Origin of the sequence: Paracoccus aminophilus JCM 7686, from assembly GCF_000444995.1 — a bacterium.
GTDB classification, from domain to species: Bacteria; Pseudomonadota; Alphaproteobacteria; order Rhodobacterales; family Rhodobacteraceae; genus Paracoccus; species Paracoccus aminophilus.
Window position 1 is genome coordinate 2,290,656 of sequence record NC_022041.1, and the last position, 23,385, is coordinate 2,314,040.

General features: G+C 59.0%; 20 protein-coding genes and 2 pseudogenes. 8 read left to right on the forward strand and 14 right to left on the reverse strand.

From position 1 onward, the window contains the following. Window positions 1-29: 29 nt before the first annotated feature. Window positions 30-221 (reverse strand): annotated as a pseudogene (locus JCM7686_RS11135) (winged helix-turn-helix domain-containing protein); the annotation flags it as partial. Window positions 222-521: 300 nt separating this feature from the next. Here JCM7686_RS11135 and JCM7686_RS11140 point away from each other — a divergent pair. The 6 genes and pseudogenes from JCM7686_RS11140 to JCM7686_RS11165 all read left to right on the forward strand — a co-directional run bounded on the left by JCM7686_RS11140 (window position 522) and on the right by JCM7686_RS11165 (window position 6,922). Then, on the forward strand, window positions 522-785 hold the full coding sequence (locus JCM7686_RS11140; RefSeq protein ID WP_041527301.1) for a hypothetical protein: 264 nt from the start codon (window positions 522-524) through the stop codon (window positions 783-785). A gap of 274 nt (window positions 786-1,059) precedes the next feature. Further along, window positions 1,060-1,155 (forward strand): DUF4326 domain-containing protein, encoded by a 96-nt coding sequence (locus JCM7686_RS25170; protein ID WP_201769407.1) that lies wholly within the window; start codon window positions 1,060-1,062, stop codon window positions 1,153-1,155. Window positions 1,156-1,241: 86 nt separating this feature from the next. Continuing rightward, the gene (locus tag JCM7686_RS11145; RefSeq protein WP_041527302.1) at window positions 1,242-2,168 is read left to right on the forward strand and encodes a Hint domain-containing protein; all 927 of its coding nucleotides are present in this window, start codon (window positions 1,242-1,244) and stop codon (window positions 2,166-2,168) included. Window positions 2,169-2,502: 334 nt separating this feature from the next. Beyond that, window positions 2,503-3,528, forward strand: a complete 1,026-nt coding sequence (locus tag JCM7686_RS11150; protein ID WP_020950939.1) for a Hint domain-containing protein — start codon at window positions 2,503-2,505, stop codon at window positions 3,526-3,528. Window positions 3,529-3,974: 446 nt separating this feature from the next. Further along, entirely contained in the window at window positions 3,975-5,183 is a 1,209-nt protein-coding gene (locus JCM7686_RS23465) for a Hint domain-containing protein (protein WP_020950940.1), read from the forward strand. 645 nt (window positions 5,184-5,828) lie between these two features. Next, window positions 5,829-6,922: pseudogene (locus JCM7686_RS11165) on the forward strand (IS3 family transposase). A 136-nt stretch (window positions 6,923-7,058) separates the two neighbouring features. Here the strand turns inward: JCM7686_RS11165 and JCM7686_RS11170 are convergent. Next, window positions 7,059-7,754, reverse strand: coding sequence for a YoaK family protein (locus JCM7686_RS11170; protein WP_020950943.1), 696 nt, complete (start codon window positions 7,752-7,754; stop codon window positions 7,059-7,061). 715 nt (window positions 7,755-8,469) lie between these two features. Between JCM7686_RS11170 and JCM7686_RS23980 the strand changes: the two genes are divergently transcribed. After that, window positions 8,470-10,104 (forward strand): Hint domain-containing protein, encoded by a 1,635-nt coding sequence (locus tag JCM7686_RS23980; protein WP_236635819.1) that lies wholly within the window; start codon window positions 8,470-8,472, stop codon window positions 10,102-10,104. 569 nt (window positions 10,105-10,673) lie between these two features. Then, window positions 10,674-11,021 (forward strand): helix-turn-helix domain-containing protein, encoded by a 348-nt coding sequence (locus JCM7686_RS23470; RefSeq protein WP_020950945.1) that lies wholly within the window; start codon window positions 10,674-10,676, stop codon window positions 11,019-11,021. Window positions 11,022-11,119: 98 nt separating this feature from the next. Here the strand turns inward: JCM7686_RS23470 and JCM7686_RS11185 are convergent, their stop codons facing one another. The 12 genes from JCM7686_RS11185 to JCM7686_RS11235 all read right to left on the reverse strand — a co-directional run bounded on the left by JCM7686_RS11185 (window position 11,120) and on the right by JCM7686_RS11235 (window position 23,362). Beyond that, window positions 11,120-11,329: a Pam3-gp28 family putative phage holin gene (locus tag JCM7686_RS11185; protein ID WP_020952164.1), complete on the reverse strand. Its 210-nt coding sequence runs from the start codon at window positions 11,327-11,329 to the stop codon at window positions 11,120-11,122. Between the two features lie 20 nt (window positions 11,330-11,349). Beyond that, the gene (locus tag JCM7686_RS11190) at window positions 11,350-11,982 is read right to left on the reverse strand and encodes a peptidoglycan recognition protein family protein (protein WP_158442357.1); all 633 of its coding nucleotides are present in this window, start codon (window positions 11,980-11,982) and stop codon (window positions 11,350-11,352) included. A 553-nt stretch (window positions 11,983-12,535) separates the two neighbouring features. Beyond that, complete coding sequence (locus JCM7686_RS11195) at window positions 12,536-12,826, reverse strand: hypothetical protein (protein WP_020950947.1); 291 nt, start codon at window positions 12,824-12,826, stop codon at window positions 12,536-12,538. A 452-nt stretch (window positions 12,827-13,278) separates the two neighbouring features. Further along, a complete protein-coding gene (locus tag JCM7686_RS11200; RefSeq protein ID WP_020950948.1) occupies window positions 13,279-15,780 on the reverse strand; it encodes a hypothetical protein in 2,502 nt (833 codons plus the stop codon). A 15-nt stretch (window positions 15,781-15,795) separates the two neighbouring features. Continuing rightward, the gene (locus tag JCM7686_RS11205) at window positions 15,796-17,847 is read right to left on the reverse strand and encodes a phage tail protein (protein ID WP_020950949.1); all 2,052 of its coding nucleotides are present in this window, start codon (window positions 17,845-17,847) and stop codon (window positions 15,796-15,798) included. Beyond that, window positions 17,848-18,219 carry a DUF6950 family protein gene (locus tag JCM7686_RS11210; RefSeq protein WP_020950950.1) on the reverse strand — a complete coding sequence of 124 codons (372 nt, stop codon included), beginning with the start codon at window positions 18,217-18,219 and terminating at the stop codon, window positions 17,848-17,850. After that, window positions 18,204-18,770 carry a hypothetical protein gene (locus JCM7686_RS11215; protein ID WP_020950951.1) on the reverse strand — a complete coding sequence of 189 codons (567 nt, stop codon included), beginning with the start codon at window positions 18,768-18,770 and terminating at the stop codon, window positions 18,204-18,206. The genes JCM7686_RS11210 and JCM7686_RS11215 overlap by 16 nt, the downstream gene beginning before the upstream one ends. Beyond that, window positions 18,770-19,447, reverse strand: a complete 678-nt coding sequence (locus tag JCM7686_RS11220) for a hypothetical protein (protein WP_020952165.1) — start codon at window positions 19,445-19,447, stop codon at window positions 18,770-18,772. Before JCM7686_RS11220 ends, JCM7686_RS11215 begins: the two co-directional genes overlap by 1 nt. Then, window positions 19,448-22,318: a hypothetical protein gene (locus JCM7686_RS11225; protein WP_020950952.1), complete on the reverse strand. Its 2,871-nt coding sequence runs from the start codon at window positions 22,316-22,318 to the stop codon at window positions 19,448-19,450. Next, complete coding sequence (locus JCM7686_RS24705; protein WP_020950953.1) at window positions 22,318-22,467, reverse strand: hypothetical protein; 150 nt, start codon at window positions 22,465-22,467, stop codon at window positions 22,318-22,320. Before JCM7686_RS24705 ends, JCM7686_RS11225 begins: the two co-directional genes overlap by 1 nt. Next, window positions 22,464-22,874, reverse strand: a complete 411-nt coding sequence (locus JCM7686_RS23475; protein ID WP_051201551.1) for a gene transfer agent family protein — start codon at window positions 22,872-22,874, stop codon at window positions 22,464-22,466. The genes JCM7686_RS24705 and JCM7686_RS23475 overlap by 4 nt, the downstream gene beginning before the upstream one ends. Continuing rightward, window positions 22,874-23,362, reverse strand: a complete 489-nt coding sequence (locus JCM7686_RS11235; RefSeq protein ID WP_236635820.1) for a phage tail tube protein — start codon at window positions 23,360-23,362, stop codon at window positions 22,874-22,876. The genes JCM7686_RS23475 and JCM7686_RS11235 overlap by 1 nt, the downstream gene beginning before the upstream one ends. Window positions 23,363-23,385: the final 23 nt, after the last annotated feature.

Sequence of the window (23,385 nt, forward strand, 5' to 3'; positions counted from 1 at the left end):
GCGCCAACCGCTCGATCCCTATGATCGCATCAGCCGGTCGCGAGCCGCCCCTGTTCGGCCCCGGGCTGTACCGGATCGCGCAGGACATAGCCGCGCCCCCAGACGGTCTCGATATAATTGTCGCCGTCGAGCACCGCCGAAAGCTTCTTGCGCAATTTGCAGATGAACACATCGATGATTTTCAGCTCGGGTTCATCCATGCCCCCGTAAAGATGGTTCAGGATCTAAATAAAAACCCTATAGAATCAAATGCAATCGCTGTACCAGATGCAGAGACAAATGGTGACCAAAACGGAAATCTTGTTCCACCCACCCCGCCCCACGCCGATATTACGCCGCCCTCCGCGCCCTCGGGGTGGGAGGCCGTGAGTGAGCCATGCACGCACCAGCACGGCGACTTCGTCAAAGGCTACTGGCTCTGCGGTCAATGCTTTCGGAAACTGCCGGAGCGGCCCGGCGAGATCTATTGGGAGCGCGGCATATGGGAACCGGGCTCAAGCGTCAGTCAGGCGGGGCGCCAAATGATCCGCCACGCCCCCAACCGCACAGCCGAGAGCGGGCTGACCCTCTCCGACCTCATCGCAGCGATGGCGAGGCGTCTGGTCGCGACTTGCGCGTTCAACATGATCGATGCAGCGGCCTACGTTATCGACCTTATGCAAAGCCTCAGCGAAGAGTTCGGTTCACCACACTATGACTGGTCGCTCGAAGGAGCGTGGGAGATGATTCGTGAAGATCGGGGGAGCTGGGATCGCGATGACTGCGAAGACGAGGCCAACCCGTGACCGCGAGCAGACAGGCCCCGGAGCGGATACAGCGCAAACGAACCAAGGGTTGGCGGATGCCCGTGGGCGCGGTATCCGTCTGCCGACCGTCAATCTGGGACAATCCGTTCATCCATGAGATCTCGCCGACGCGGGGCGCACATATGAGAGGCGTGTCAGCAGCGGCACGCAGACTTTTCTTATTGGGCCGGGCGCACTGCAATTCGCCAAGGACACGCATCCGAAGACGCTACACCCGGCGTTCGCCAGCTATTTCCACGAGCATATCCACCAGTTGCGCGGCAAGAATCTAACCTGCTGGTGCCCGCTGGATCAGCCCTGCCACGCCGATGTGCTGTGGCGACGGGCCAACGCAAAAGTCCGCTCATGAATGCAAGCTCCACGCCACCTAGCGTTGTGCATATAACCCATAAGTTGTAACGGACCGTTATGTCTGCTAACCATGGAGGGAATGAAATGGTTGACATAACGATAGATGCTAATGGCTTTGGTTCGTTCTACGAAAACGTAGGAAATAACGGAACTGACGACACCGTCACCGTAAACATCGGCCCTAACTTCAGCGGGACTGTCACGGTAGATTCTCAACCATCCGACGGTGAATACGATGATACGATCGTCAACCTTCCCCCTGGATGGAAGCTAGTCGTCATTAACTTAAGCGAGGACGGCAGCACTGAAGACCCTTCATTTAAAGATTTCTCCTATGAGGTTTTCGATGCTGACGGAAATTCAGTCGGCACGTTGAGCATCCGAAGCAACAATATTCAAGGAGCGCCGTGCTTTACCTCTGGTACGCTTATTTTAGCTGAAAACGGTGATATTCCAGTAGAAGACCTCTCAGTGGGTGACTTAATTTTCACAAGAGACAATGGACTTCAGACAGTTCGCTGGAAAGGTCACCGCTCCATTGACCTAAGTGCTCAGCCTCATTTGAGACCAATCCGTATCACAGCTGGAGCACTTGGCTCAGGGGTTCCATCCTCAGATCTAATGGTTTCCCCACAACATCGGATATTCGTTAGCTCTGGTATTGCGCAGCGGATGTTTGGAGCGCGAGAGATCCTTGTCGCCGCGAAGCAGCTTATTGCAATCGATGGCATCGAACTCGCCTCAGAAATGAACGCCGTGACCTACTTCCACATCTTGTTGGATCGCCATGAAATTGTCCTATCAAATGGCGCAGAAACCGAGTCCCTCTACGTTGGCATCGAGGCATTACGGTCTCTCGGGACTAATGCCCGTAAGGAAATTCTGGAGATTTTCCCTGAGCTTTCTGACAGACTGGCACAGCCCGATTTTGCCCGTCCAGTCGCCACCGGTCGCTTAGGACGAAAACTCGCTGCTCGCCATGCTCAGAATGGCCGTGCTTTGGTAAGCTGAGCGATCTAGGAGTAATGAGGTCGACGCCCTTCGCCGCGTCATTGCGGCCGAGGGCACACATGCGATGGAAGTCGCATAGGATCAGGTCGAGGCGCACATCGACTTTGCCTATAAGGGGGAGGCAGCTCACTCGGCGATGACGACGCGCCGGTACTGTCAGACCGGTACTGTCAGAGGTGTAGGTTATGATCGCGAGCAGCGCGCTGGAGCGGTTGGTGAGCCGCCGAGTCCCGAAGATGTAGGGCCCAGATCAAGCGAATCTGCAGCTCATCGAGTTGACAGGGACAATGCCGCTAGTCATTGATTGGCGGTACACTCTTATGGCGAGGCAACAGTGCCTGAACGCACCTTAGACGCGTGGAACTTGGAACTAACCGAGCTTGGCTACCTCATTCCGGGCTGGACGTTCGATGACAGTTCATATGGCTCCAGCGGGCCCCCATATGATCTGACGCCTTACCTAATGCAGGTCGAGGTCAGCGACGTCAACGGAGACGGCACGATCTCGGTCAATACAGGCGACACTATTGCGATCAATGGCGTCCCACAAAAAATCGGCCTAATCTACTATGGCGACACCGCCGTAATAAATGGCCTCACCATTCAGACAGTCAGTTTCTATGTTGGTCCGGGCAACGCCATCCCGATCGTTTTCCCTATAGTTAACGGCAAAGTTTCCAGTGCCTTCGCTGGCAACATCACATCTTCTGAAGGGACTGGCAGCTTTGGTACGCCTATTAGTTATGACCAATTTACTTGCTTCGCCAAAGGGACGCTGATTGCCTCTGGACAAGGTGTTGTCGCCATAGAGATGATCGACGTGGGCGATGAGATTTTGACCAAGGACAACGGCCTTCAAACCGTCCGCTGGATCGGGTCGCGCAAGATTGATCTAATCGCGGCCCCACATCTCGCGCCGATCCGCATTGCCGCGGGAGCACTTGGCCCTCGTATTCCCAGCACTGACCTCGTTGTCTCACCACAGCACCGTGTGCTTGTTCGCTCGAAGATCGCGCAACGCATGTTCGGCACCACCGAGATGTTAGTGGCCGTCAAACAGCTGCTCCAGATCGACGGCGTCGAGATCGCCGAAGAGATGACAGAGGTTCATTACTTCCACATTCTTTGCGATCGCCATGAAATCGTGCTTTCCAATGGTGCAGAAACCGAAACGCTCTATACTGGTGCGGAGGCGATCAAGGCTGTGGGCGCAGCAGCGCGCGAGGAAATCTTAGCGATCTTCCCAGAGCTGCAAGATCGCGCATTCACCCCCGAACCTGCCCGCGTCTTGGCGTCTGGTCGCATGGGACGCAAGCTTGCGGTTCGCCACGCCCAGCACGAGCGTGCACTGGTGAGCTGAGCTTTCTAGGCGCAATGAGATCAACGCCCTTAGCTGTGACATTGCGGCCGAGGGCACGCCAGCGATCCAAGCCGCATGGAATCAGGTCGAGGAGCCTATCAACTTTGGGTATAAGAGGGCATGTTCCGGCTTGAAAACTCCAGGCCGGCAGCACTTGAGTGAGCGCCGAAAGACTATCCTTTTTGCCATCTTGAACTGCCTCAGACCGTTCAGCATACCTTCTTTTCAGCAGTAGCGGCCACTGACTGCCCGACGCAGTCGCGATCTGTGAGTGCCGTGTAACTTGCCTAACCTTGACCTTTCAACGGGACGGGAAGATTTTGCGAGGAGTCTTAAACGAAGGCAAAATCTCGTGAATCTTATCCACATCCGCATTTTTAAATGCGTAGACGATTGCTTCGGACGTTATTGACGCAAACGACAGCTAATAGAAAGTATTTTCATAAATGCCATCTATTGATATTATCAGGCTAGCCGAGAACCCGCATGAAACCGTTCACGGCTTTCGCGCCGATACCGTCTCACGTGGTGTCGATCTGGACGGCGCCAAGGTCACAGCCACATATGCTGATGGTTCCACTGAAACCCTCACCTGGCACGCTTATGATCAATATACGAATGGCGGGGCTAGCGGCGAAAACATTGAAATGTCGTTTGGCTTCGAATGGCACAACCTGACGACAACCAAGCTTTTAGCTTCACTTAAAATCGATTTGCAGCCCGCGAGCTCAGTGTTCGACACAACCACCGCTTCTGATACGTCTCCTGAGGGGGGCTCCACACCTGGATCCAAGGAGGGCTTTCCCTTTCACGTAGAACCAGCTTACACGAATATGGGCGGGAGCATAGCCGTGACATATTCAGGTATCGTCAATATTGCAGGAAGCGCGGCCGTAGGCGATGTCTATACCACGATGGTTATTGATTTCTCCCATCTTCCCGTGGGCGGCCTTCTGGGCGACTTAGAATGGAACTCTGACATTGATACCCTAGAGGTAGCTGGCGACTTGGTTCCGACCGGTGCAACCTGCCTCGTCCGGGGAACCTTGGTCACGACCGATCACGGCGATATACCTGTGGAGAAGCTGAAGCCCGGCTTCAAAGTGCTGACACAGGACAACGGATTTCAAGAGCTTATCATGACGATGCACCGAGTTGTCGAGGCAGATGAGCTGCAGCGGAATGCGAAGCTTTATCCGGTTCGGATCACTGCTCAGGCATTGGGCTCGGGATTACCTACGAGGGATCTGCTTGTATCCCGCCAGCATCGGATGGCCATAAGATCCAATATCGTTCAGCGCATGTTTGGGACAGAAACAGCCCTCGTTGCAGCGATAAGATTGACAGAACTTCCGGGTGTTTACGTTGACGACACGGTTGATCATGTCGAGTATTTCCACCTCACCTTTAGGAATCATGAAGTAATATTCGCCGAAGGCGCGCCAACCGAGAGTTTCTTGCTTAACCTCGAAACGCAAAAGACGCTCAACAAGGCGCAACGGGAGGAGTTCGCGACGCTCTTTCCGGAGATTGGCCTTGGCGTTCCGGCGCATATGATTCCTTCGAACTCTCTGCAAAAGGAACTGGTTCGTCGTCATTTGAAGAATGCCAAAGATCTTCTTGCTTGTAGCAAAGAACATGTTGCCACGCAGTGAGATCATCGGCGATCTAAATTGAAATTACTGAGGCCCGAGAGTTTTTCGCAGCCCATACCAAGGAGTTGACGCGACCTCGGCCGGCTTTGAGACGTTTAACGCGCCGCGTGAAGAGGCTACGTGACTTCTGGTTATTGTGATTCCTCTTGAGGGGCATCGTTATCGTTTCTCGGTATCCGCCGCGTCAACCCGCGGCCGGGATCCGCGTCACGGCCCCGTCAGGATCAATACGGACGCCCCGCCGTCGACTAAATGCGGCTAACAAATCGCACCTATCCAAATAGCTAGATGGCACAAACCTATACTTATACAGTATAGGTGGTTTCGTTGTTACATGTTGCGATTTTGCTGCCGAATATAGCCTTTAACTATCTGCGCTCCTGACCGGGTAAGGACTGTTTCCAGTGCCCGGTCAGCCAATCACTCTCCCCGGTCGCTGCCATTCAACAAGCGCAAAGAGGCGTGATGCGTCACCTGCGCTGTGGCTGTGCTGGCCATTCGTCAGACGCTCCGGCACGCACCTGCTCCAGGGCCTCGCCCCGCGCTTCGACATGTCCCCCTTGGGATGATCCTTGGGTAATCCTCCCCATGGTTAAGGGTCTGCATAAGTAGAATTTTCTCGTAGCGTGAGCTGAGGAGATTCGAATGAGAAAGAGCCGTTTCACCGAGCCGCAGATGATGGCTGTGCTTCGTCAGGCGGAGAGCGGCGTGGCCGTCCCTGAACTTTGCCGGGAGCATGGGATCAGCACGGCGAGCTTCTACAAATGGCGCTCAAAGTATGGCGGCATGGATGCGTCGATGATGAGCCAGATGAAGTCCCTTGAGGACGAGAACCGGCGGCTGAAGCGCATGTTTGCGGTCCTGAGCATGCAGGCCGAACTGCTCAAGGAAGCGCTTGGAAAAAAATGTCGCGGCCAGTTCAACGCCGCGAGCTGGCTGAGAAGGCAGTGGCGACGAAGCGGGTCAGCATCGCGCTGGCCTGTCGGGCATTTTGTATCAGCGAGACCTGCTTTCGCTACAGCCCAAAGCGCGATGCCGAGAACGAGTTCATCGCGGACCTGCTGGAAGGGCTGACAAAGCTGCACCGGACCTGGGGCTTCGGATTGTGTTTCCTGCACATGCGCAATGACCAGGGGCACCCATGAAACCATAAGCGCGTCCATAGGATCTATTGCGAGCTGGAGCTGAAGCTGAACCTGCGGATCAAGCCCAGACAACGGATCAAGCGCGACAAGCCCGATGAACTCAGCGTTCCCGAGGCCCCGAACACGGTCTGGTCAATGGACTTCATGGCTGATCGATTGGTCGACGGCCGCCAGTTCCGGTTTCTGAACGTGTTGGACGACTTCAATCGCGAAGGTCTGGGGATCGAAGTCGACTTCTCGCTCCCGGCTGAGCGGGTGGTTCGTTCCCTCAATCAAATCATTGAGTGGCGCGGGAAGCCCCTGGCAATAAGGGTCGACAATGGCCCGGAATGCATCAGTTCCACGCTGATGATCTGGGCCGAGAAGCAGGGCATTGCCCTCAACTACATCCAGCCCGGAAAGCCCCAGCAGAACGCTTATGTCGAACGATACAACAGAACGGTCCGGCAGGAATGGCTGGACCTCTACATCTTTGAAACTATCGAGGAGGCGCAAGAGATCGCAACCGACTGGCTATGGACTTACAACAATGAGCGCCCCAACATGGGCATCGGCGGCATCACACCCGCCCAGAAACTGAAGATGGCTGCCTGAAGTCTACTTCTGCGCCCCGTTAAAACGGGGAAGATTGCCGTTTTTGCCTCGGTCGAGCAAGAGCTCGAGCCCGCCCTGCGCGGCAGGCCGCTAGCGATCACGGCGGTCGATACGGAGGCAGGTCGCCTAATCTCCGTCAAAATTGATAAGCGCGGATCAGTTCAGGCAACGCGATCAGCAAGAGCAATACGGCGGTTAGCAGAAATAGTCCCTGACCAATCAGCCCAAACAGGATGGCACCGAGAACTCCGCCCCCCGCGAAGCAAAACAGTGTCAAGCTGTGAAGTTTGAGTTTGGGCCGGGCCTCTTTCTGGATTGCAGGATCATCGATCAATGCGGCAAGTTCGATCCCGATATCCGTCGCCATCCCCGAAACATGGGTGGTGCGCACGCGTGCCCGCGAGATCAATGTGGTGGTCGCATTCTGCAGGCCCATAATGAAGCTCAGGCCAAAGACGAGTGCGACCTCCTGCGCGGCATAGGGGCGGGGTGGGATGGTGAGGGCAATCGTCACTAACAGCACAGCCTCAATGGAGACGAGAAGGGCGTAGATGGAGCGCAGGCGGCGTTTTTCCGCAAGCTGCACAGCTAGCCCAGCCAGAAATGCGCCCGAGATGAACGCGCCGAGCAGTCCCAAAAACGAGAGGGCCAATGTCAGCTGGCCATTGGCGAGATGGTCGGCAAATGCCGAGACATTTCCAGTCATGTTAGCTGTGAAGGATCCGGCGGCAAGAAAACCCACGGCATTCAGCGCCCCGGCAACCGATGACATGATGCCCGCTAACGCCAAATCTATCGTCTTGGTGCGTTCGTCGCCCACCCGGATCAACATCGCGCCGCCTTCCTGATCGTTTCGTAGCCATGCTAGGTCACGCCTGAGAGGAACGTAAAGACAGTGGAGGCGAAACTAGCTATCCGTCGAGAATAGCATCGATGATCGGGCGCTCTGGCGCCGCCAATGGGGCGACGCGACGTTGCGAAGATTGCTCAGACCGCTGTCCCGGCCCGAGGCGGGCAGATGGCGCGGCGGCGTCGGTAGACCTCAGCGAGCCGTTGCAATCGCCAGATCCTCGCTATCGTGCCGGATGATCGGGCCAACCAGTCCGATAGAGATCTGAAGGCAACGGCTTATTGCCGGTCAGATCCCGCAGCAGGCGGCTCGGGAACATCTGCGCGACGAGATCGGCGGATTATGCGATCTGGTAGAGGCTACACATCGGCCGAGACTAGGCGGATCGCGAGATTCGATCAATCTTCTGGCGAGCTCGACCTCTGCGGTAAGAGTTGCCAGAGTTGAGACAACTACAGCACAGGTAAGAGAATTTTCCATATGCTCATTATGCACCATTGATCTAATTTTCAACTTACATTACCCGGCGCTCTGTTCATGAGTTCCATGTTTCGCGTAGTTTTTTATACTTCGACTCATGGCATCGTCTGACGAGCATTTCGCCCGATTGACTGATGCTTTCCTGCTTCAATCGCCACCCTCTTCAACCTTCGCTGAAAAGTGTGAGGGTTTGTAAAGTATAAGCTCAGAGGAAATGATGGTCCAAGCTACCCCACTCCCAGTCGATACGTCCGCAAATGCAATGCAACTCGCCGAAACTATCTTCGGCAAAGGCATTAAAATTGTCTCCGCGACCTATCAAGGAGACCCACTCTCAAGTGCTATCTATACAAACGGTGACACTGTTTCCCCAGGCGTAATGCCGGCCGATTCTGGTATCATTCTTTCAACCGGACATGCATCCAGCTTCACCAATACATCAGGTGAAGCAAACCAAGAGGATGGACGATCCACAGACACGAGCGGCGTCGACGGCAACGCGCGACTGGACGAAACTGCAGGCGTTCCCACGCAGGATGGCGCCATTCTCGAGGCAACCTTTATTCCTGAAGGAAGCACCCTCACGATGCAGTTGGTATTCTCGTCGGAAGAGTACCCAGAGTATGTGAACGGCGGCTATAATGATGCTGTAGTTGTATATGTAAATGGGGTGAAAGCGACGCTAACAATCGGGTCTGGCGACATATCAATTGACAATATAACGGACGGAGGAACGAACGGAGGATCACCTCGCAACGAGAATTTGTATGTCAGCAACTCAGACGGTTCCTATAATACAGAAATGGATGGGTTCACTGTAACCTTGACTTTGAAAGCGCCGGTTAACCCAGGCGTGCCGAATACGATTTGGTTCGGCATCGCGGATGCAGGCGATGCCCAATACGATTCGAATCTAATCATCGCCGCCCATAGCGTGCAAACGGAGGTGATTGCATATGATGATACAATTACTCTAGGACGAGGGAAAACGGAAAACCTTAGCATCTTAGAAAATGACACAACCGGTCAGGGAACGACTTTGACCGTAACACAAATAAATGGCCAAAATGTCACTGCTGGTGACAGCGTCACACTTACCTCTGGCACGACTGTCACTCTCAATGCCGATGGCACTTTGACAGTCGTTTCTGCCTCCGTTCTGGGTGAAGAAACAATCACCTACCAAATAAGCGATGGTGACGGCACCACGGATGTAGGTTTTGTAAAAATAAATGTCACTTGTTTTACTAGTGGCACCCTAATCGAGACCGAACAAGGTCCTGTTGAAATCCAAAATATTCTCGATGGTACGCGCGTTTGGACCAAAGACAACGGCCTTCAGATTGTTCGTTGGATTGGCTCAGTCCATCTATCTTCTAGTGATCTCCAGGTCAACACAAGCTTACGGCCAATCCGGATACGTAAGGGTGCCCTCGGTTCCGCCACCCCGTCACGTGACCTGATGGTATCGCCACAACATCGTGTTTTGGTGCGTTCAAAAATCGCTCGGCGCATGTTTGGAACAAATGAAGTTTTGGTTGCGGCAAAACAGTTGCTGCAAATTGACGGTATTGAGATCGCAGCAGACGTAGCTGAGGTTAGCTACTTCCACATGCTTTTCGATCGCCACGAAATTGTGTGCTCGAACGGTGCGGAAACTGAATCTTTCCACCCCGGCGCTGAAGCGATTAATTCAGTTGGACCTGCAGCACGCGAGGAAATATTCGCGATCTTCCCAGAACTGCAAGACAGCACGTTCGCTCCTGAACCTGCCCGCGTCTTGGCGTCTGGTCGCATGGGACGCAAGCTTGCGGTTCGTCACGCCCAAAAAGAACGCGCTTTGGTCAGCTAGCTCGCTGGTTCGTGAGCGGCGTTTGCCGCTCACGATCTGCTTATTTCCCGCCATATGACCAAGGTTGAATCGCTCGGTGAAATGCCAAGTGGCGGCAGGCCAGCTGAAACCACATCGCTAAAATCTACCGCGCTCGCAATTCTCCCGCCTCACCGCCCCAAGCGCCGCTTGCAGGGTATCCTCTTCGAGAGAACTCGCCAGGTGGATCTATTCCTCCCAAATCCAACGGACATCCGTCTCCTCCACGGCGTCGACAGGCTCGCCATCGCGCAAATTGATCCGTCCGTCACTGCGCATCGAAGACGCGGGCCGTGATAAGTGTGACCAGCTGGCCACCACATCCTCCCCTGATGCGCTTCCTCAATCAACCTGACCACGCGGCGCAGCTCCTGCTGCCGCAGCCCTTTAACTAGGGCGAGGATTACCCTGCGATTCCGGCACCTCAACATCCCCAACTGAGTGATGGGCGACATTCTGCCTTAGCGTGCGTCGCATGGTATGATGCTCTTGCGCGCTCAGCAGAAGGTCATCATCTTATTTTACCTAGATGGAGATTTTCATGGAAGCTCATGTCACACGAGATCGACAAACATATAGGGCGAAAAATTAGAATCTATCGGCAGTTTTGCAATATCAGCCAGATTGAACTGGCCGCCCATTTAAATCTCACCCGCCAAACCTTACAACAGTACGAAACCGGATTAACACGTGTCAACGTATCGACACTATTCATTATTTCGGAGTTCCTCAATATCAACATCGGCGACTTCTTCCCAAATAACATAAAAAGAAGTGAAAGCTTAGATAGCTTTCCCAGCTCGGAGGCGAGAGAGTTTATCCATTTTTATCAGGAAATTCCTGAAAAATTCAAGCCAGCCTTTATAGCTATGGTCAATTCGATAATCCCGCGGCGCTAATTATATCGAGGGAGATCAACTCCCTCGACGACCTCCTTTCACGATCGCCCAGAGCAGCAAGAGCAATATCCCGCTAGCTGTGAGCCCCAAGGCAACAATCACGTCGCCCCGCCTTTCTTTTTGACGACACGCGACCAGATCACGGTCGCCGCATAGATCACGAGCCCCGCGAGAACGACAGCGAGGTCGTTCAGATAGACGGTGAGCGTGCCTGTGGCCTCGTCGAAGCTGACGAAGCCAAGCGCGGTCAGCGCACCGGCCAGCGGGTAGAGGATATAGCGGATAATCAGAGCAATTTGTCCGAGCATGAGAGCGGTTCCTTTCGGTTTCAGAGGGTGGAGAGTTCGCGGGAGACGAGATCGCGCAGGCGATCGCCCACGCTGATCGGATCAGCGGGACCGGCCATGCCTGGTAGCACCGTGATGTCCCATTTGTTTTTCTGGACCACGCCGAGGCTCGGTTGGATCTCGGCATGGGAGAGCGTGGACCAGCGCGACACCGGGATGTCGTAGATCCGGCACAGCCGCGCAGTTTCGCGCGCGAGAGCTGAGACCTGCACCGGCAGGAGCGGGGCCCGGCCCCAGACGAACGGACGCTCATTGGCGCCGGCCATGGCGCAGATCGAAAGACCGACCGCGCCGCCATTGGCATTGAGCGTATGCGAGCGCGGCGTCGCGGGATCAGCCAGCCAGCGCACCTCACCATCACCGAGGATCAGGGCGTGATAGGCGGCGATGGCCTCGGTGCTGGCGGCATAGCCGCTCACGGCCCAATGCCAGTGAATCCGGGTGACCCCGCTCGAATGCTGAAACGGCTGCCCCCGCGCCTTCTGCGCGGCCAGTGCCGCCGCATAGGCCGCGCGCGTCCGACTGCCGTCGATCCCGTCGATCGGGCCCGGCCAAAAGCCCAGGGCGGCGCAGCGCGCCTGCCGCGCGCGCACCGCGTTCATGACTGCGGTCATGTTCTCTCTCTCCTGAAATGAAAAAACCGCCCGGAGGGGCGGCAGCGTGTGGTAAAGTGGGCGGGTGCTTCGCGTCTGCTGGCGTTGTGCGCGAGGCATGGCCCTGATGATGGCATCCATCAGGGCCAACTCTTTCGTATCGACGGCCATGTGGTGTGGTATAGAATTGGCTAATCTCATGTTTCTGGGAGGGTGCATGAGATATGACCCCAGTCGAGGTCCACCGACTGGGGTCAATTTCGTTGGACGCCCCCGCCTTCATCCTTTAGTGGTAATTGCGTTCCGCACTTCTTCTCTAGGTCTAGCTGCGGACAGCCGCTCGTTCAGTTCAACCTGCGAGGGCAAAGCCTCCCGCGCGTAGCAGACGCCTATCGCGGGAGGCGTTTTACGTGGAGCAGCAGCCGGCCACTGTGATGTTGGCTACTGCCAAATGCTCCCTTAGTACGAAAGGCCTCCCGATCACCGCGCAATGTGGTAAAGGGAGCCCGGTTCTCGCGCACGCGCGTGATCGAGCCCCGGCCCCTTCCTATCGCGCGAACTAGGCGGGGGCCGGTTACCTTGTCTGCGCTCGGTTCTGGTCAGACACCTGCGCATAGATGCGGTCGAGCGTCAGCTTCATACTGGAGATGTTTTCTTCCATCCGGGCCTGCCGCACATCCCACTTCTGCTGTGCCGTCTCGGAGGCGGTCAGGCGCGCTTCATGACGATCAAGGCGGGCGGCATGATCCTTGTTTCGAAGGTCAATCATCCTCGCCCACCAGATGATTGCAAAATTCCCGACAAGCTGAGGATAGCCGGATTGAATGGCCTTGAGGATATCAAGGACAGCTTGTTGTTCGGTCATTGCGCCTCCTGCGCATCAGAGAAAGGTCGAATGGCGGCGCGATCACTGCGCGATATGGTTGGGTTGCCGTCTCCGATCGTCCGACGGCATGGCCTCACGCTCCCTATGTTCTCAGCTCGTGAGCAGCCATCACTGCGCGGGGTCGATATCTTCACGATCATCGACTCCGCGGCCTTCTTACGGTTCAGTCCGACCCGAAGTATGAGGTGCCTGAAACGCCCTTGAAACTGCAATAGCGCGGAATAATCTGAACTGGCCGTTTCATCTGTCGGGGGTGACGGTATGGCCTCAGCCTCCCAGGCTTCTCGTTCGGAAGAGGTCATCAACTGCGCAGGATTGATGACGCTGGAGTCGTCGATCCTGCGCCTTTAATCACCTCGGTTCCGTCTGTGCCGACTTGCTGTTCAGTCATTGCGCCTCCTGCGCATGAAAAAGCCCGCGCGAGGCGGGCATCAGGCAATCGGCACCTCAAAGCTGTGCATTGGCCGATAGACCGGCAGACCGGTGATCGGCCCGGTGCCCTGCCAGACCTCACGGATCGAACCCGCTGCGGTGACATAGCGCGTGTCGACCTCGCCCGCATTCGGGCGGCGATAGACATATTGCAGCCGGGCCGAGCTGTTCGGCGTGCCCGAGAGGCTCAGGGTGATCTCGCGATCCCCGGTTTGCTCAACCCCGGTGATTGTGGCGCTGTCGTTCGAGAGGCTGAAGCCGAGATGGGGATCGAGCGGCACCATGTCCCGGTCGATCATAATCGGCGTCAGGCTCTCGACCGCGAGGATCACCTTGTTGCCGAGCCCTGCCGCGCGCTCGCCTTTGGGAAAGGCACACCACCAGGGCAGGCCCGCAACGTGGTTGCGATAGGCAAAGGCATCCATCTCGCGCAAACGGACCTGCGACAGATAGGAGGTGTGGATATGATCGGGCGTCCCGCCGCGCGCCGTACCCATCGGCAGGTGATAACGCGGCCCGACATCGACCACCTTATGACCCGCCAGGCGCGCCTGTCGCATCAACTCGCGCAAAGCGTATTTGACCTGCCAGTCGCTGCCAAACGCGGACATGGCTGTGGTGCCGCCCGGAATATCGACCAGCCAGACCACCGGCAGGCCGGTGAACGCCAGATCGGCCTCGATATCGGCCATGTAGCCAAGCCCGTCAGCCGTATAGGTCGCCCACGGGTCGCGCCGATTGGTCTCGCCATGGGTGAAGGCGATCACGATTTCTGTTGGCGGAACAGCTGCATGCGTCATCACCGCCGTCACCCACTCGATCATGCGAATGCGCTGGGGCGCGGGCGCGCCGGAGGGAAGCACCTTCCAGATCGCAAAATTCGGATCGGTCGCCGTGAATCCCGCGCCGCCGCGCCCATGACTGCCTGCGTAGATCATCCCGGCCCCGCGCGGATCGAGCGCGTTCGACGCAGAGGCAAGAGCCTCGGCAGACGATTGGACGCCTGCGATCTGTGCGGGAACAAAGCCAGTGATCGGAACGGTAGGGACTTGCCCGTTGTGCCCCCGCAACCCGCCCAGCTCGCCGACGCCATCATTCGACATCAGCACGAAGTCGGGCGTTTTCGCCGGGATATAGAGCGGAGGGCCCTCCATCTCAGACACCGCCGCATTGGACTGCCCGAGCACCATGAAAATCGCGACCCGCGACGGCAGCCAGTGCCATGCCCCGTCGCCGCCGACCGTATAGCGTGCCGCAGCGCCGATCCCGGCATCGCCAACCAGCTGGGTTACGCCGCCAACGCGGCGCGGCAATAGGGTCGCCGAGGCGGGCAAGGGCTCGGGGGGCGTATAGCCGCCGCCCGAGCCGCTGCCCGAGACCGTGGCCAGCGCGGCCTGCATCTGGGCGAAGGTCGGATGATCGCGGGCGACCCATTCCGACGACCACCGCAGGATCCACCACTTTGCATCGAGGTCTTTTGCATATTCATCGGTTTCAGGCAGGTCGGGCAGCCTGCCAATCGTCGCCCAGATTGCCTCTCCCGGCGCGTTGCCCTTCGTAATGACAAGCACTTTCGCTCCTGCCGGGACGGTGATCCCAGACGGTCGCAGATTGTTTGCGACGACGCGCTTGACAGCGCCGTCGTACATGTCATCCCGCAGCACCTGGGAAGACGAGGCCCGCCGCCACCATTGGTTACCCGTGCCGTCGCGGCGCAGCGTGTCCGTTACCACGCCATCGCTCGGCGCAGAGGCTCGAACCCATTTCGCGGATTCCGTCCCGACTGATTTGGTGACGTCGATGCACTGCGTCCCGGTCGGGGGGATCGCGCCGTCGATCGTCAGGCTGTTGTTCGCATATTGCCAGACCCGGCCAGAGCGCAGTTCGGAGGTGTCAGCCTTGGCCGCGAGATCACTCTCGATCGACGTTGTCGAGAACGTGCGCCCCCACCATTGGCCGGTCGCATCCTGAACCAAAACATCCGTCGCGCCGCCGCTCGTCGGCGCCGATCGTCGAACCCAGTCGGCCTGGCCAGATCCGGTCGTCTTATGCACCGCGATCATTTGGGTGCCGGTCGGGGGCGTAGCGCCCACCGGCGTCAGGTCATTGCGGGCATAGCGCCAGACCCGGCCATTGGGCAGATCGGTCTCAACGGCCGAGACCCGCGCCTTGATCGCCGGCGTATCCTCGGAGAGATACCACCACGCGGCATCGGCGGTCTGGGCATGGATCGCCGGATTGACCGGGTTCGGAGCCGATCCAAGCCGACGCCAGTTAAAGGTCCCGGAGTTATTGGCGACGATGATCTGGTTCGTGCCGGGCGGCGGGGTCTGCGCGGAGAGATTGGTGCTCGAGCTGTGCCAGAGCCTGCCATTGCGCAGATCCGTGAGCTCAGCATTCGTGCCCGTCTGCATCTCCGTCATCCAGGTCCGGATATCGGCCTTGGGCACAGCGGAGCCATTCGGGTAAATCTCACCCGGCGTCTTGGTCGTCGTGACCATGGGGAACCTCAGTCTTTAAGGGAGATATTGGCCGACAAGCACCTCAGCCGAGGTCTTGCCGCTTTGATTTTCTGATCGGAGCCAGTAGCGCGCACCCTCGGACGGGATGCTGGCCGTGATCGCGACCTCGGACGAGGTGTCGTAATTCCAGCGCTGAAAGACCGCCGCGCTGAACGGCGCGCCCGGCGCGGCGCGCCACAGTCCGGTGCGGTAGTAATTGGCGCCGAGATCCGGAGCCATGATCACCGTCAGCGTGCCGCCAGCCGTCCCGGACTTGCTGATGATCTGCGGCGCATCGGGGGGCGTGGTATTGGCGACAACTTCGATGCCCGTCACCGTCGTAATTTCCGACGCCGCATCATTGCCGCCCGGCGCCGCGCCGCTGTCCGGGCGCGCGCTATACCAGCCGATCCCGATCTCATATTCGCCGCGATCGGCATTGGGCAGGCTCCGCGCGACGAGCTTGCCGCCCACCCGAATGTCCTGCACCTCGAGCCCATAGCGAAAGCTCGAGCCCGCGCGCCGGTAATAGCCGCCGAGATAATACGGCCCGTCAATCGGATCGACCTCGATGCGGATATAGGGCGGCCCGTCATTGTTGACGATGGTCAGGGAGGAGATCACCGGCGCCGCGAGAAGCTGCGGACCGGGCTCGGTCTTGTCCGGGACCGAGGGCGGGTCGCCCTCCTCCGCGGCAGTCCAGCTAAAGCTCGCCGGATCTGCCGCGATCAGCTGGACCGTGACCACGCCCTCATCGCCCTCGGCGTCAAAGGCAAAGCCGTCGATCCAGGCGCTCGCATTAATCAGCCCAAGCTCGGGCAGATGCAGGCGCACGGTTTCTTCTTCGAGGAGCAACAGCCCCCAGAAGCGCAGCCGCACCGTCGCCCGCCATGCAGGGTTGAGCTTGGCCATCTTGATCTTGGCGAGCCGCCGCGCCTGCCCGTGGCTCTGCACCCAAGGCAGGTCAATCTCTTTCGCGGCGCTCTCGCCATAAAGCGCCAGCGCCGCCGCATCATCCCATGGGTCCGCGCTGGTCTGCTGCCAGCCGATCTCAGGCGCGACATATTTGGGGACCAGCGTGGTGACGCGCTCGAACTCGCCCGAGCCCGGCCCGATGTCGAGGCTGACGATATGCTCCTCCCGGATCGTGTAGTTCGGCGCGCGCCATTTGCCGACCCGAAAGCCGAGCTTGCCCTCGCTGGTGATGTAGAACCGCCCCGCAGAAGCATCCTCGAGGCGGCGCAGGACATCGACCACCGGCTCGGACAGGGTATAGCTGCCGCCGCCGATATAGCGCCGCGCGGTGCCCGGTGCCTTGCGCGGGATCGGATCCTCGCAATCGGCAATGGCCTGGGCGAAAGAGGCCGTGTCGAGATCGGCGAGCCGCAGCGGGCCATAGCTCGGATGGGTCAGCACATCCCGCGCCTGCACGGCGATATTGTCGGACCAGGTCGCGTCGCCGGTGATCGGGTTGTGGCAGGCATCGCCCTTGATCAGCGCCGATATCTGCGGATCGCCCCCGCTATAGACCTCCGAGATCTTGTCGCCTTTGACCGCATCGAAGGTGCCCAGGATCGTGCCGACCCCGCGCAACCGATGGTTCGGCGTCCAGCCCGGGAAAGCCGCCTGCAGCGAGGCATAGGCCCCGCCCGATTGCAGGGCGCTCTGCCCTGAGCGCCAGTCGATGCTGACCACGCCGGCATAGGGTTTGCTGGTCACGGCAGTTCCTGAGAGCGTGATCTCTTTGTCATTGAGCCAGACCGTCTCAACCGCCGAGATCCCGCCCTGCCCCATCGCCAAGAGCTTGAAGAGCCGCCGCTGGCCGCCGACCTGCGCCCAATCCCAAAACATCGCGGCGCCCGAGGCACGCACCCGGCCAAGATGGCGGATGCGCTGCGCGTTGCTGTCGCGCAATTCGGTCTGCAGATCGCGCGGCTTCGGCCCTTTCGGCTGGGTGACCTTGGCCACCGCCATATTCAACGCGATGGCGGCTGCCGTGCGCAGGGCAAAGCCCACGACCGTTTGGGCGCTCCAAGTCGCCGCCAGCCAAGGACCAACTTGTGGCATTCATCTTCCCCAGATCTGGATTGCTTCGGCGCGGACCAGCCCGACACCATGCGGCTTGCGAAAAGCCCATTTCTCGCCATGGCGGATCGCCGCGACCTCATGGCCCGCGACCGCGATCACCGCGACATCGCCCTCGCGCGCAGCCGCGCGTTGCGGCAGCGGGCATTCCCGCGCCAGAAACCCCGGAAGATTGCCGCCGGTGATCCTCCGCATCTCCACCTCGGTCGCATAGCGCCCGCGCCAGCGCGCCGCCGGATCGAGGTCCCAATGCAGGCGGCACCAATCCGCGACCCAGATCGTGCAATCGACCTCGCCCCAGCTCCAGGGCCGGTGCCAGCTCTGGCGGATGTAATCGCCTACCCGCGCAGCCAACCGGTGATGACCTTGCCGACGAGGGTCGGGGCAAATTCGCAGCCGCGATCCCCGGCCGAGCGCCGTTGCTGGTCGCGGTCGGTATATTCGCCAAGCGGTGTCATATTGCGGATGTCGAGCGGGCTCTCGGCGCGGATCTCGAGATATTCGAGTTCAGCGGTCTGGACCTTTTTGACATCGCGGATCTTACCCCGATGCATCGAGACCATCGGCCCAACCGGCACGCCGCCGGAATAGAGCTGCAGGTATTGCTGGATCGGACGCCCCCACCATTCGGCGCGGTTGTCGAGCGCGGCGAGCAGGAGCGGCAGAGGGTTCTTGCCGATGCGATAGATCGCGGGCACCGCCTCCAGCGGACCACCGGATTCGATCGCCGCCGCCTGGACCCAATCATGGGCGGGTTGCCAGGTGACCCCGCCGAGCGTGTCCGGCGTGCTGCCCTCGATCAGCCGATAGCTCGCGCTGGCAAATGCGACATGGAACAGGCGCCGACACTCGACCAGCTCGCGATTGGCGTCGAGAAGCGCGACCTGCGCAGGGGTGAAAGCCATTATCGATCAAACGCCTCGACAAAGTTGACGGTGACCTGCTGGCCCCATTTGAGGTTCTCGCGTACCCGCCGCCCCTCATCGTCCGAGGCAAAGCGGCCATAGAACCGCGGCGGATCTGTGACGAGCCGGACGCCAAGCGGCAGGTTCGCGCGCAGCGGTGGCTCGAACGAGACCTGACCGCCGGGCTGGCTGTCGGTGACCCGATAGAGAAATCCATCGCGCGAGAACATGTCGCCGGGGCGCAGGTTCGGGCGCGTCGGATTGCTGGTCTCGGTCACGAAAGAGGTCGCGCCGGCCGAGGCCGCCGCTTTGAGCAGGAGATCCTGCATGCCGCTGGTCGGATCCGCGAGTCCGGTGCCGTCCGAGAACCAGACGTCATCGTCGAAGGGCCATTGCCGGGACGCGACCCGCGGGCCGTAGCGAAACGGATCGCAGATGCAGAGGCTCGCGATATTGGTCCGCCCCCGCATCCGCGTCACCAGCACCTCGAAGGCGCGCAGCCGGTCAGCTTTGAAGGTCTGGGCAAAGGTCAGCGAGACCTCCCAAACCGCCGAGTTGACCCCGATAACCTGCTCTGACCCGGCAAGGTTGCGCCCGGCGCTGCGCGTGGTCCATTTCAGAAAGAAATCGGTATCGCGCAACCCAAGGCCGCAGGGCCATTCGATGATCTCTGGCATTCATGTTCTCTCGCCGAGTAATTTTTGGGCAGCCCGGTAGCGGGAGATGAACTTGTCATTCTCGCGCGCCAACGCCGCGTTGATGAGCGTCACGGTCTTCTCGCTAGCATCGCCCGCGATATGGATCTGCGGCGCAAAGGTTGCGCTGCCGCCGCCCTGCCCCCCGCGCAGCGCGGCCTGTGCTTGCGGCACGCTCAAGATCCGACCATTGACTGCGGGGACGAATGGCTCCGGCCCGCGCTCGCCCGTCATGTACATCTGACCGGCTGTGACCGGGCCGCCGTTGGCGCGTCCAGGGAGGACTGCAGGCGCGCCCGCAATACGCAGCGCCCCGGTCAGCTTGTCGCCCCCGCCGAAGATGCTGCCAAACAGCCCGCCAAGAAGGCCCGATCCGCCACCGCCAGAGAATGGCCCAGACCCGAACAGTGCCGCTTCCAGCGCGGCTTTGGCCAGCATCTTGGCGACATTGCCGAGGACATCAGCAAAGCTGTTGCCCGCCACGATCGCGTCGAGCAGGCCGTCCTTGAGGGTGTCCTGGACGCTCGCCATGAACTGCTGGCGCTCGGCCACCTTGCCTTCCGCAACAGCACGCTCATTCGTTGCGATGATGTCAGCCTTTTTGGCCTCGCCCAGAGCCTCGATGGCCTGCTTGTAGGTCAGGGTGCTACCGGTCATCAGCGTATCGAGATCGACATTGCGGCGCTTGGCGTCGGCAACCAACATCATGATGGTCTTTTGCTTTTCGAACTCGCCGTTGATTTCTGCGATGGCACGTGCCTGATCCTGCGCGCCCATGCCGGAGGCTTTGACCGCCGCAATCTGGTCAGATTGCTGGCGGGCCATCTCGACAGTCTGCTGCTGGGTCAAAAGGTTTTCAGAAAGCGTCTTTCCGTATTCCTTGGCTTGCTTGGCAAGACGCTCGCGCTCTTTGATCTCCTCATCCAGCTTCTTCTGGATCTCGGGATCAGCAAGCGGAATGGACTGCTGGCCCCATGCCGCGTTTATCACGGAGCGATTGACACCCTGCGTTGACGTCCAGACCCGACCCAGATGATCAACGTCTCCGGGTTTAATCTCGCGCAGCAACTGCTGCGCAAGACGGTCCTGAAGCTCGGCGGTAAACAGCGTGTCCAAAGAGAGATTGAGGGTCTTAATCAACCCGCCGCTGCCATCGAGACCTTTGCCGCCGAGCGTCGACCCGACAATCTGATATGCACCAACAGCAGAACTGTTCTTGGTGTTCTCCGGATGCGACAGCATCTGCTTTTGCAGTGCAAGCACTTCACGGAGGGTCATATTGACAAGGTTGACGGAGCCTCCGGTATACTTCCCATGATCCAGGGTCACATTGTAGTCGCCACCGCTCTCTCGGCGCTTGATGAGTTCGAGGATGCCTTTTTGCGCCGCCGCTCCATCCCGCCCCCATTCGGTCGCGGTATTGCCAGTCACGCTCTGAACCAAGCCGTCAATGAAGCTGCCGGCACCGGCCTTTAGACGCTGTTGCATGGCCTTGAACAAATCGTCATTGGCAAGGGCCAGTGCCCTGGTCTTATCCGCCTCTTGGTCGATGAGATTAATCCGCTCCCGAGCCATCCTGATTGCCTCGGCATTTCCGGATTTGATCGCCTCATCCAGCATCTTCTGCGCCGTGAGCCGGTCGTCAGACAGCTTTTTGAGCTTTTCGGTATCGGTTTGATATTGCTCGACCACGCGGGTCTGCGCGGAACGCAGCGCCTCCGACTGCGATGATGCCATGTCGAAATAGGCTTTTGCCTTTTCGGCGAGGCCATCCTTGCCGCCGAAGCGCTCCGCCACCTTATCGGCCCCACCGGCCACATCGATCAGGGCTTGCTGCAGCGCTTCTGCGGCCTGCTGCACCTTGACCGTGTCCCCGCCCGCTTCCGTCGTAAGCTTCATCGCGGCGGCGAGCTTTTGTGCCTGCGGCCAGCTGAGACGATAGGTGTCGGCGAGGTTTTTCACCTTCTTTTCGGTGTCGGTCATTTTTCGATCAACATCCGCACCGGAGATCCAGCCGAGACCGGATGCCAGCAAGCCCGCACTCTCTGCCTTGTCGCCAAAGCCACCGCCAATCGAGCCAATGGATTTGCCGAGGTCTGCCATAGCGGACGAGGCGATTGCCCGGGCAATCGCCGATTGCTGCTGGAAGAACGACTGTGCCGCACCCGCCGCTTCGCCATAGCGCGCCGCGAGCACGGTGATCGGAGTTTCGGCAGCTTCCACAGCCGCCTTCATCAGATCGGTCGATTCCTTGACCAGCTTGAGCTTGTCCCCAAACTGCGCGGACGTGTCACTGGCTTTAATCAATGCCGCCCCGAGCGGAATGAGAATCGCCGCTGCGGCGCCCGCAAGCGCGCCAAAGGTTCCAAATCCACCCAGCAACTGAGGAAGCTGCTGCCCCATTGCCTGGGCAGCCGAAGTGCCCGCGCCGACCTGAGTGGCAAAGTCGCCAACCTGGAAACCGATATTGCCCCATTGATTACCGAGCTTTCGGCCGGTCTGTTCCGTCGCTTCGCTTGCCTGCTTCACCTGACGTGCGGCACGTTCGGTTGCGGCAATGTAGGCCTTCTGATCGATCGCACCGTCCTTAAGCGCACGGCTCAGCTCTTCGACCTGCTTCTCGTAGGTCTTGGCAGCGCGATAGGCTGGGTCATAGGTCTTGGCGAGCTTGTCCATCTCGCGCGTATGCGCACGCAAAGCCTCGGTATTCGTCACTTTTCCCTGGGCATCGACAAAGGCCTTTTGCGCCTCCTCCCCACGCTTCTTGTAGAAGGCGACGACCTTGTTCGCCTCTTTGACAAGCTGCGAATCGGAGAAGCCAGCCGATACGACAAGATCTGGTTCATCAGCCATCAGAAGCCCTCAACACCCATTGCTGCGAGATCGGCATCGGACAGTTCACCGCCCGCGCCGCGTGTTTTCCAGCCATTGGCCTTGCCGTAACCATCGACCCGGGCCGTGAACTCCCAGACGCTGAGCTGAGCCAAATCGGCGTGCGTCATGCCAATGGCGGCTGCGAGGCCGTGGATGGCGCTGAACTTCCACTGTCCGTTTTTTCGCTGTTCTCCGGTGTCGGCGTCACCGGCCCAGGCTCCCCCACAGGATCATCCGGCGGGCCATAGAGCGCGTGTCCGAGAATGGCCTGCGCCGGGACCTTGAACTCGATCAAGGGATGCCGGTCGAATGCAGCCATGACGCGCGCCTGGGCCTCGACGGCGGAAAGTCCGCCGCCAATCAACCCGGCACGAACCGTCTCGAACAGATCGGTTGCCGCCCATTGCCCAAGGTTGATCCGGTTCAGCAAGAACTCTGGACCCGCCTCGGTCTTCTGCTGAAGCAACTCCAACTGGGCGAGCGGCAGACGGAATGCATGTTCACCACCCGGCCAAATAAGGACCAGCGCTTCCATCACGGCCCCGCTTTCACGAGACGAGCAGGAACGCCGTCAAATTGAAGCTCGATCGCACAGGTGACTTTCTGACCCTTGGTGCGCTGATTGGTCAGTGTGGTCAGCAGTGCCGGCCCGACTTCATATTCGGTGTCACCGGGCGCTGCGTTCAAATGGCCGACGCGGATCTGTTTCGGCGCCCCAGAATAGAACCAGTCCAGCATATCGCCGTGCGACTGCTGGGCCCAGGATCCATCAGCGGACACAGAGACATCGATGCTGCGAACCGCCTTTTCGACATCGAGCGGCAGGCTTTCATCATTGCAGTCGCCCGGAACCTCCGAGGTGTCGACCTGCGCGCTCCGCGTGATCGTGACGCCGATCAGGCCGCAAATCCGCGTCCAGGCCGTGCCGTTTTCTGAGGTTTCGAGCACCATCTGCTCGAACTTTTCTGTAATGGGCTTCGCCATTGGGTCTCTCTCCATGAAAAAGCCGCCCGAAGGCGGCACCGGATGACAATCTCTGTAAAAGG

Coding starts and splice junctions, on each gene's coding strand:
- JCM7686_RS11140 (WP_041527301.1), top strand. CDS start 522: ATGATCCGCCACGCCCCCAACCGCACAGCCGAGAGCGGGCTGACCCTC.
- JCM7686_RS11145 (WP_041527302.1), top strand. CDS start 1,242: ATGGTTGACATAACGATAGATGCTAATGGCTTTGGTTCGTTCTACGAA.
- JCM7686_RS23465 (WP_020950940.1), top strand. CDS start 3,975: ATGCCATCTATTGATATTATCAGGCTAGCCGAGAACCCGCATGAAACC.
- JCM7686_RS11170 (WP_020950943.1), bottom strand. CDS start 7,754: ATGTTGATCCGGGTGGGCGACGAACGCACCAAGACGATAGATTTGGCG.
- JCM7686_RS23980 (WP_236635819.1), top strand. CDS start 8,470: ATGGTCCAAGCTACCCCACTCCCAGTCGATACGTCCGCAAATGCAATG.
- JCM7686_RS23470 (WP_020950945.1), top strand. CDS start 10,674: ATGTCACACGAGATCGACAAACATATAGGGCGAAAAATTAGAATCTAT.
- JCM7686_RS11185 (WP_020952164.1), bottom strand. CDS start 11,329: ATGCTCGGACAAATTGCTCTGATTATCCGCTATATCCTCTACCCGCTG.
- JCM7686_RS11190 (WP_158442357.1), bottom strand. CDS start 11,982: ATGACCGCAGTCATGAACGCGGTGCGCGCGCGGCAGGCGCGCTGCGCC.
- JCM7686_RS11195 (WP_020950947.1), bottom strand. CDS start 12,826: ATGACCGAACAACAAGCTGTCCTTGATATCCTCAAGGCCATTCAATCC.
- JCM7686_RS11200 (WP_020950948.1), bottom strand. CDS start 15,780: ATGGTCACGACGACCAAGACGCCGGGTGAGATTTACCCGAATGGCTCC.
- JCM7686_RS11205 (WP_020950949.1), bottom strand. CDS start 17,847: ATGCCACAAGTTGGTCCTTGGCTGGCGGCGACTTGGAGCGCCCAAACG.
- JCM7686_RS11215 (WP_020950951.1), bottom strand. CDS start 18,770: ATGGCTTTCACCCCTGCGCAGGTCGCGCTTCTCGACGCCAATCGCGAG.
- JCM7686_RS11220 (WP_020952165.1), bottom strand. CDS start 19,447: ATGCCAGAGATCATCGAATGGCCCTGCGGCCTTGGGTTGCGCGATACC.
- JCM7686_RS11225 (WP_020950952.1), bottom strand. CDS start 22,318: ATGGCTGATGAACCAGATCTTGTCGTATCGGCTGGCTTCTCCGATTCG.
- JCM7686_RS24705 (WP_020950953.1), bottom strand. CDS start 22,467: ATGACGCACGCCGATTTGGCTCAGCTCAGCGTCTGGGAGTTCACGGCC.
- JCM7686_RS23475 (WP_051201551.1), bottom strand. CDS start 22,874: ATGGAAGCGCTGGTCCTTATTTGGCCGGGTGGTGAACATGCATTCCGT.